Here is a 6,316-nt window from a genome sequence, read left to right on the forward strand (position 1 = left end):
CACCCGGGGCCTCAGCCTGCAACCCTGACCAGGACGGTTCCGACTGCTCCCCGGCCGAGACTCCGGCCTGCGACCCCGCCTACGACTAGAAGGAGTTGACCGCCATGGATGCCATGGACTGGCAGTCATATGCGCGGGACCTGGCGCTGGGCGTGGTCCGACCTGAATCCCGCTGGTACGGGCCGCTCGCCACCACACCCCGGCACGTGTTCGTGCCCCGCTGGTGGGCGCGCGGCAATCAGGCGTGGGAGTTGCGCGACAGTCCAGCTGACGCCGAGATCTGGATGCGCACCGCCTACACGGACCGCACCCTGGTGACCCGTATCGGCCCCGTCCACGCCGACCAGGCCGAGCCCGGCGCCACCGTGGAGATGGGCAGCCCCACGTCGTCGTCCACGCTGCCGGGCCTGGTGGTGACCATGTACCGGCACGCGATGATCGCCGACGATTCCCGGGTCCTGGTGACGACCGGCACCGGCTACGGCACCGCCCTGATGTGCCGGCGCCTCGGCGACGACCGAGTGACCAGCGTGGACGTCGACCCGTACGTGGTCACGACGGCCACCGAACGGCTCGACTCCATCGGGCTGCACCCGCGCACGGCCGTCGCCGACCTCACCGCTCACCTGCCCGGCGAGTACGACCGGATCGTCTCCACCGTGTCCGTGCGGCCTGTTCCCGCATCGTGGCTGACCGCGCTGCGGCCCGGCGGACGGCTGGTAACCACCCTTGCCGGAACCGGACTGATCGTCACCGCCGACAAGAGCGAGGACGGCGGCGCCACCGGCCGTGTCACCCCCGACCCGGCCGGCTTCATGCGCACCCGGCACGGCGACGACTACGACCAGGACACAGACGAACTATGGGGGAAAGTGCAGGAGGCCGAGGGAGAGAGCGTCACCACCAGTCGATACCCGCTGCTGTACGTGCCGGACTCATGGGAGGTGATGTCCATGCTCGCGCTCACCACGCCGGGCATCGACCACCGCACCACCACCGCCGGGGACACACGAACCGTGTGGATGCTGCACCCTGACGGATCGTGGGCCCGCGCCAGCGCGGCCAGTTTTCTAGACTCGCCCACGGTCCATCAGGGCGGCCCGCGCCGCTTGTGGGACGAACTCGAGCGCATCCGTGACCGCCTCAACCGCGAGGGCGGGTTGCCGGTCTACGGGGCGCACGTCCGGGTCGACCCTGACGGCACACTCACCCTCTCGCGCGGGTCCTGGTCCATCACAGCATGACCAGCCCCTGTGAATGCCGTTGCTCAGTCCACAAGTTGCGGACGGGACAACGCGCTCTTGGGGGCCTGATGCTGGTCACCGTAATCACGGGCGTTCTGTGGCGGGGCTCACCTGAAGGGGGCGCTGCTCGCCCGTGGACTGTCTTGCAGTCGCGTCGGCCGCGCCTTGTCATCACCGTCCAAGCGGTCCTGGCCCGAGCCGGCCGTCCCCGGTAACGAGCCCGAACGCTCGCGCCCGGAACAGATTTCGCGAGATCTAACCGGGCGGCAGGACTCAGTGAGACGCCAGATGGCTACACCTGGCACCATCATCAAGATCCTGGTCTCATGCAGCTGATCGAGACAGAGGCCCATAAACTGACGGCCCACACGGGTGGATTCTCCGGAGGGAGGTAGCGATGAATGAACTATTTGAAGATGGGGACTTCTATACGGGTCCACCGCTGAGCGTTGACATGATTAGTCGGGCCGAGGAGGCCCTGGGTCTGCAACTTCCTTCAAGCTATGTCGCGGCGCTATCGGAGAAGAACGGTGGAGTATTGAAGCGACGCCGTTTTCCTACGAAGTTCGCTACGTCCTGGGCTGTCGACCATTTCGAGATTCGCGCACTTCTCGGAATTGGTGGGAAGTGGGGGATCGATTCCACCTCAGGCCTGGGGAGTGCTGACCTAATTGTCGAATGGGGTTATCCGGAAATCGGTTTAGTCATCTGCGATATGCCCTCAGGTGGGCATGATGCAGTAATGCTCGACTATTCCGAGTCCGGACCAGCTGGTGAGCCCTCTGTCGCCTACATCGACGAGGACCGAGTTCCCCGTAAAGTAGCGGGATCATTCGAGGAGTTCTTGTCTCGACTGGTTCCCTGCAGTCCACCGGTTTAGGGTCACGCCCTTTCCGGTGTTCTTGAGGACAGGACAAGGTCCCCTCCGCGCAGTGGTGCGGAGGGGGCCTTTGTTTCGTTTGACGGCAACGTCAGCGGACGACGGCTGCGGTGGGTGGGTCGTCGGGGGGTGCCCCTATCTCTTTCGTCAAGCCGGGTGAGGATGGTCGGCATGACGGATCGGGATCGGTTGGGGCGGGCCGCAGTGCACTATGCGGCTGGTAATAGAGACGTGGACGGTCTGATGACGCTGTTGGCTGAGGGCGCCGACCCGGGGGCTGCCGATGCTCAGGGTTGGACTCCGCTGCATTTTGCTGCTCAGGCGCAGGTGCCCGCTGCCGTCGAAGTCCTGCTGGCCGCGGGTGCGGCGGTCGATGTCGTGGACCGTCATGGCAATACGCCGTTGTGGAGGGCGGTGTTCTGTTCGCGGGGCGAAGGCGGGACGATTCGGCTTCTTCTGGAAGCCGGTGCTGACCCGGACCGGGACAACGCTCATGGCCTGAGCCCGAGGTCGCTGGCGGGGCGGATTACCAACTATGACGTGGCAGCTCACCTTCCGGCTGGGGACGGCACTTCCCCTAAAGCGCGTTGCAGAAATGCCGTGATCTGGGCATTTTCCTTGTATGCGTGTGGTGTTGAGGGTTGAGCCGTTGTGGGTGGAGACGTTCCCGGGGCTGGGGATGAAACAGTTCGAGGGGTTGTTGAAGGCGGTGCGGGAGCGGGGTGGCGATGGCCCGTGAATCGGGCGGCCATGGTGTCTGCCGCTTGCCGATCGGGTGCTGATGGTGGCGGTCTCCTACCGCACCAACCTGACGATGCGGCAGCTCGCGCCGCTGTTCGGGGTCTCGCCGGCCACGGTGTGCCGGGTCATCCAGCGGCTGCGGCCGCTCCTCGCGCTCGGCCCGGTCGCCCGCCCCGTCGATGCCGCGGACCGGCTGTGGATCGTGGACGGCACCCTGGTCCCGGTCCGGGACCGCGAGGTCGGCGCCTCGAGCCGCACCTGCCGGTTCTCGGCGAATGTGCAGGTCATCATCGACGCCGACACCCGCCTGGTCGTGGCCACCGCCCGTCCGGCCCCGGGCAACAAAGCCGATGCCCATGTCTGGCGCAGCTCCGGCCTGCCGGAGCAGTGCCAGGGCCTCACCGTGCTCGGCGACGGCGCCTACATCAACACCGGCCTGGTCGTCCCGCACCGCAAACGGCCCGGCCGGCCACTGCTGGCCGGCGAAGAAGCAGACAACAAGGAGCATCGCCGTGTCCGTGCGCGGCTCGAGCACGCGATCGGCCGGTTGAAGAACTACAAGATCCTCCGCGACTGCCGACAGCACGGCGACGGCCTCCACCACGCGGTCCAGGCCGTCGCCCACATGCACAACCTCGCCATGACCGCGTGATCAGAACAGCCGGAACCGCGCCCTGACCTGCAAAATCACGGCCTTCTGCAACGCGCTTTAGGCCAGGCATCAGGCATGCTCAGGCCCGTGAGCACCAACAGCAACCGCCACACCTTGAACGGTGTCAATGCCACCGAGCACAGCGTCGGTGCAGACCTGCCCAGGACAATCGCCACTCTGGACGAGGCAGAGACGTACAGAGTCCTCCTGACGGCAACGCACTGGGCAACTCTCGATCACGCATACGGGTCTGCCGCTGAAGCACCCAAGAGGCTGGCCGAACTCCTCGCCCAGGACCAGACCGTGAGGACCAAAGCACTCGACTACCTGCACTACACCCTGCACCACCAAAACACCCTCTACGAGGCGACGGTGCCCGCAGCACTGTGCGTGGCCGCGATGCTCCCGAATCCACGAACCACCCGCACCGTGGACAAGGGACACAACTCGTTCCCCGGATGCATGCGTGCTGAACTGCTCCTCTGGATCGCATCAGTGGCCGACGCAGTCACAGACGAGGCCGATGTCCTCAGCCGACGGCATGGATTCCCCCTCGACGACTACCCGCCGGCCATCAGCATCCGAAGGATTCGACCGCAGCTGTACTCAGCAGCCGTGGCATACGTCGACGACACCGACCGGCCCACAGCCGAGGCAGCGATCACAGCGTGCATTCACCTCCTGGACGATCCCCGCCTACTGCACCACCGCACAGCACTCGTACCCGCGATCCGCCAGACCCTGGGAACCAGCGAACAGTGGCAACACAGAGAGCGGGCCATCGACGCCCTCGACACATGGGGCGAAGACTCCACAGGCCTGGAAGGCCAACAGAACCCCTTCCTGTTCTGTGACAGCGACACACCAACAGACAGCGCTACAGGGACCGTTGACACAAATGAGGGCTACAGCGAGCCGCCGCCGTTCTGACGCGCCCCAATGATCACAACCTTGCCAACCAGGCGAGTTACAACTTTCTCTACTGGTTCAAGGCGGCTCGCTCCGCTGCCTGACGCCAGAGAAGGGGTACGTCATGGCTGCGGCGGTTGGCTCCGCGCTAGGTGATCCCACGACCGCTGTCAGTGGCTGGCAGTAACCTGACCAAGCAGGGTCGGAAGGGTGACCCATAATCGCCGGGAGAACACTTGACCGAGAGCACCCGTGGGGTAATTTACATTCTCGCAAATTCCCTTATCCCTGGAGTATTGAAGATCGGCCGCACAAACAGAGAGTCCACAGAGCGAGCTAGAGAGATCTCCCGGGCAACCGGAGTGCCGACCGAGTATGAAGTGATCTACGATCAAGTCGTAAGCGACGCCAGCGCCGCAGAAAAAGAGCTGCACTCACTGCTTCGCATTTACCGCGTGAACGCGCAACGCGAGTTCTTTAGAATCCCAACCCGCGAGGCAATTCGACACGTACAGGATGTCTGCGCTCACTATCCGGTGAACGAAGTAGTTGAGGCGGTAGAAATAGACGCCCTGCCCGCCATGGAAACCCGAATGCGCAGATGGTTGCGGCGTGACCTAGTGGCGATGAAGTTCGTACAATATCCCGACCTGTGTCTCATTAAATGGGTCATCCAACCGGATTTTCGAAAACTTGCAGCATACGAGAATATTTTCGATCTGGCAGTCATTGGCGACGAGCGCAATAGATGTATGGAAGATCGAGCACGGCACCACGATATTTACCAATGCGAGGGGGGATACTTTTGCCCCGTCCACTTTTCCGCTAAAGAGAACTTCGAGTTTTTTCTTGAGCTAGACCCCTATTCAATGATCATGACGGGATTGGAAATACTGACTTCCGAAGCATCCGACTACGTGGCTCATCTTTGGGAAGCTCGTAAGTTGGAGCCGCCGAAGCGCCTAGGATGGAACATTGTCGGCGTTAAATACGACATGATGGGACCTGAAGAAGAGTGGCGAAAGGTTCTGGCTAAGAATGGAATCGCCGATAGGGGAACCGCAGGTGGCGCCGATATCATCGACGGTTGATTCAGCGTCCTGCAGGCCCAATGTCTCCCGCACGCAGCCCACCACCGCAGTTGGAAAGCGTGCTCTGTTCGGCCGACAAGCCCCGGCTCCGAGATGGTGGGGCGCCGTTCGCGTATGCCGGCACCGACCGAGTGTGGAGTGTGCGGGGTGCTCCTGTCGCGCCTGTCGTCGATCCAGGCGGAGCCGAGCGGTCGCGGCCCAGGGCATCAAAATCGTTCGTCCAGCGTGGTGCTACACGTCGACGCCCTGAACCATGCCCGCTCCACGGCGTGCGGGTCGACGGCGAACAGGGCTTGCGCAGGAGTCATCTCCCACTGTTCGATCTATCCCATGACACAGCGATCCTTCGTAGGCGAGATCAAGCGCCGCTTCAGTCCGCATCCCACTCAAATACCAAGAACAACATGGCAAAAACTAAATCAGGCAAAAACGGACTCAGGTTGGCCACTACTGACACTAAACTTCCTGAATTTTGCCCTCTTTAGTGTACTTGCAATATATTTTGCTACCTCTGTGCACACATTCTCTGCCCTGTATTGGTGGCTCAGCATCGGCTGCATCCTTGGCCTGTTGCGAACTGGCCACGTAATGGCGTGCGTCGCCAGAGGTGAGGTAGGGCAGCTCGCACCCGAGGGGCCCGAAGCCGCACCACAGGCGCCCGAAACCTCGCCACGAAGCGGCAGGTATCGAGGGAAACACACCTGAGACGTCATCCGCTTTCCGAACGTGATCGTTTGGTTCGAGTGGGTGGGCATGAACTCTCGTTCGTAGCGGGAGAGATGGGCGTGGTTGGTCCGTT

5 protein-coding genes and 2 pseudogenes are annotated in these 6,316 nt (G+C 63.0%); all 7 read left to right on the forward strand.

The annotated features are described in order from the left end of the window. Positions 1–113 precede the first annotated feature (113 nt). The 7 genes and pseudogenes from ACIRB1_RS43185 to ACIRB1_RS43215 all read left to right on the forward strand — a co-directional run bounded on the left by ACIRB1_RS43185 (position 114) and on the right by ACIRB1_RS43215 (position 5,517). Positions 114–1,244 carry a protein-L-isoaspartate(D-aspartate) O-methyltransferase gene (locus tag ACIRB1_RS43185; protein ID WP_403469468.1) on the forward strand — a complete coding sequence of 377 codons (1,131 nt, stop codon included), beginning with the start codon at positions 114–116 and terminating at the stop codon, positions 1,242–1,244. A 281-nt stretch (positions 1,245–1,525) separates the two neighbouring features. Continuing rightward, positions 1,526–1,639: pseudogene (locus ACIRB1_RS43190) on the forward strand (HNH endonuclease); the annotation flags it as partial. Between the two features lie 2 nt (positions 1,640–1,641). Further along, the gene (locus tag ACIRB1_RS43195; RefSeq protein WP_403469461.1) at positions 1,642–2,124 is read left to right on the forward strand and encodes an SMI1/KNR4 family protein; all 483 of its coding nucleotides are present in this window, start codon (positions 1,642–1,644) and stop codon (positions 2,122–2,124) included. A gap of 171 nt (positions 2,125–2,295) precedes the next feature. After that, entirely contained in the window at positions 2,296–2,769 is a 474-nt protein-coding gene (locus ACIRB1_RS43200; protein WP_403469462.1) for an ankyrin repeat domain-containing protein, read from the forward strand. Further along, positions 2,747–3,517 (forward strand): annotated as a pseudogene (locus ACIRB1_RS43205) (transposase family protein). The gene ACIRB1_RS43200 and the pseudogene ACIRB1_RS43205 overlap by 23 nt, the downstream one beginning before the upstream one ends. An 87-nt stretch (positions 3,518–3,604) precedes the next feature. Further along, positions 3,605–4,447 carry a hypothetical protein gene (locus ACIRB1_RS43210; RefSeq protein WP_403469463.1) on the forward strand — a complete coding sequence of 281 codons (843 nt, stop codon included), beginning with the start codon at positions 3,605–3,607 and terminating at the stop codon, positions 4,445–4,447. Between the two features lie 215 nt (positions 4,448–4,662). Further along, complete coding sequence (locus ACIRB1_RS43215; RefSeq protein ID WP_403469464.1) at positions 4,663–5,517, forward strand: GIY-YIG nuclease family protein; 855 nt, start codon at positions 4,663–4,665, stop codon at positions 5,515–5,517. Positions 5,518–6,316 lie beyond the last annotated feature (799 nt).

This window comes from Streptomyces sp. NPDC096013 (genome assembly GCF_044763565.1).
Taxonomy (GTDB): domain Bacteria; phylum Actinomycetota; class Actinomycetes; order Streptomycetales; family Streptomycetaceae; genus Streptomyces.

What these genes read in the sequence shown, in the direction of transcription:
- ACIRB1_RS43185 (WP_403469468.1), top strand. Translation starts at nt 114, where the DNA reads ATGGACTGGCAGTCATATGCGCGGGACCTGGCGCTGGGCGTGGTCCGA.
- ACIRB1_RS43195 (WP_403469461.1), top strand. Translation starts at nt 1,642, where the DNA reads ATGAATGAACTATTTGAAGATGGGGACTTCTATACGGGTCCACCGCTG.
- ACIRB1_RS43200 (WP_403469462.1), top strand. Translation starts at nt 2,296, where the DNA reads ATGACGGATCGGGATCGGTTGGGGCGGGCCGCAGTGCACTATGCGGCT.